Annotated in this window: 3 protein-coding genes; all 3 read right to left on the reverse strand. The window is 46.7% G+C overall.

What is annotated here, in order from left to right; translation table 11 throughout:
* Positions 1-604: toll/interleukin-1 receptor domain-containing protein (locus AB7U36_RS22390; RefSeq protein ID WP_428161812.1), on the reverse strand; the 604-nt coding region annotated here is incomplete at its 3' end.
* Positions 605-607: 3 nt separating this feature from the next.
* On the reverse strand, positions 608-1,096 hold the full coding sequence (locus AB7U36_RS22395) for a hypothetical protein (RefSeq protein WP_428161813.1): 489 nt from the start codon (positions 1,094-1,096) through the stop codon (positions 608-610).
* A gap of 266 nt (positions 1,097-1,362) precedes the next feature.
* Positions 1,363-2,145, reverse strand: a complete 783-nt coding sequence (locus AB7U36_RS22400) for a carbonic anhydrase (protein ID WP_428161814.1) — start codon at positions 2,143-2,145, stop codon at positions 1,363-1,365.
* Positions 2,146-2,505: the final 360 nt, after the last annotated feature.

Genomic DNA, 2,505 nt, shown 5'->3' on the forward strand with positions numbered 1-2,505 from the left:
CCGCAGCCAAATGTTTATACCGGACCGGAACAATTTCCTTATCCAGCCATTTGATGATTTCATCGGCTATTTGGTCACAGTTTTTTTTGTCATCCTGCACAAGGACCAGCCGGTCCCGGTACTTAAATTCGGGGTTATACTTTCCAAACAGCCAAGCCAGGATCACAGGAATAGCCTCGGCATTTTCACCGCAGGTCGTCAGATCGGCAGCATCTTTTTCTTCTCCATTGTTTTGAGAACTTTGTTCTTGCCACCAGGTGACCAGTTTTTGTTCCTGTTCAGCACCGGGTAAAAATTTATCCAGCATCACCACTGCCGGCTGAAGCTCACTGGCCCGTTTTTTATAAGCCAATAACAATTCATTCATGCAGGATCTGGATTGAAAATAATTTTGAGACAAAAGAAAAACGATTCGATCCGCCTCACTGACCTTGGCCATGAATTTTGTGATAGACTCTCCTAACTGCAGCGAAGTTTCATCATAACAGATGCTGCATTCGGTGTCAGACGCAGTTTCTATGAGGGCATCAATCAATCTTTTTGCGTGCCCGTCTTTTCTGCAATAGGAAACGTATATCTTTCGCTTTGTTTCGTTGCCGTTCATCTTTTACAGCTCCTGCAAAGGCCCCTGCTCCAGCTTCTGGAAATCCTCCACCCCGGCCACTTTGGCCAGCATGGCCGCATATCCCCGGAGTACGTCCTGAATCTGTTCCAGTTCATGGCGGAAAGACGCTTTTTCCTCGGGCTTCTCCAGCATATTATCCGATACCCGCTTGTGCCATTTGGCCGTAAAGGGACGAATTTTCTGGTTCAGGATGACCACGGCAATCTTGGAAAATACCTCTGCCTTGCGCCCCTTTTGTTTGAGCAGGTCCCGGGTTACTTGGAACAGAGAAAAAATCGAACTCAAGGCAGCCGCCTCATCCCCCTGGTCCTTGCCAAGGGGCTGGGTGGCCACCCGGGTGATCAGTTCGATGTAAAGTTCCCAGGCAGCCTGCTCCTCTTCGGGCCTCGGCTGCCATTCCATCTGCATGAACCCGGCACTGATCTTCAGCCCGGTAATGCCCCAGTTTTCAAACCAGTCTTCAATTTTCACGGATTCCTCCAATGCGTTTTTGTAAAGTGAAGGACAATGGGAAGTTTTTCTTCCCGACTTTTAGAAAAGGGAGCGTTGAATCGGGTTTGATTCAAACGGTTTCTTTCGGCCTTTACGTCCAAAAGTTTGGGCCTGGAGGTTTTTTAAGGACTTGGAAAGAAATAAATCCCCCGGATTGCTTGTCTATAGCATGTTAACGCGGTACTGACGCCAGCACCGCGATTTGTTCGGCAATTATTATTTTTGTATTGAATTTTAAGGCAAAATTAATTGGCCATGGCTTCCATGGCTCTTTTAGGATTCGCCTCAACTTTCTTTAGGATTTCAATAGTTCTTGCTTCGGGCAGCCAGTTGATTTTTCCGTTTGATACGTCATAGATGGCGCCCACAACTTTGGCTTTCCCCGCGTTCACGAGATTCCGGGAAGAAGGGCTTGCCATGAACAGATCCTCAATGCCTCGCCAGATATTTTCCTCAATGGCATAAGGCATTACATCCGCACCATGGGCATCTGGATTGTCTTCAATCGCTTTTTTCACTGCGGGGATAATGTTATCAACCAGAGGGGGGATATTTCTTTCCAATGGATGACCGTGACCCTGGACAGCCTTTGTCACTGCCGTGACTGCGCCACATTGCGTATGTCCAAGAACGACAAATACCGGGGTCTTTACATGGGCAAGGCCATATTCAACAGACCCTATCTCATCAACATCCAGAACATTACCGGCAACACGAATAACAAAAATATCCATAATACCGGCATCAAACAGGATTTCAACCGGAACTCTGGAGTCGGAGCAGGTGATGACCGTTGCATAGGCGTGATCTCCCTGATCTTCTTTACCGGCAAGCGCAAGGCGGGCAGCATCCGTATGCGGCTGAATGGTTTTACCGGTTACAAAACGCTCATTCCCTGCTTTCAGCATGGCGATTGCTTCATCCGGACTTGGTTTGGCTGCTTTGCCGCCGCCACTGGCAAGAACAGGGGCACCTGTTAGCGCTAAAAAACAGCCAACAATTACAACAAATTTTAAAATTTTTTTCATGGTTGTACGTCCTCCTTTAAAAGAATAAATTTTACAGCAAATGCCTGGCCTCCAATAGGCCAATTCACCTGCCACGAAAAAACTTGAAATACTTTAAGGTATAGGAGATTATCCTGACTGTTGCCAGGATGACAAGAAAAAAAGTATACCCGTTGGTAAAAAATGGAGCTCTGTTTAGGAACCGGTCTTAAATAATTTGCCCATTTTGCTTTTTTTATGACTTGGACTTGAGGTCAACCACGGCCTTGACGAAAAGATAGAGCCGATTTATCAATTACCAAACAAGCGCTAAGACAGCTCATGGAGATCCGGATATGGAAAACACCCATATGGAAAAGGAATGTCCCACTTTGTCAGCCC

The organism is Desulfobacter sp., from assembly GCF_050177295.1.

Excerpts from the sequence above, each read along its gene's own strand:
- AB7U36_RS22400 (WP_428161814.1), bottom strand. The coding sequence starts at position 2,145 with ATGAAAAAAATTTTAAAATTTGTTGTAATTGTTGGCTGTTTTTTAGCG.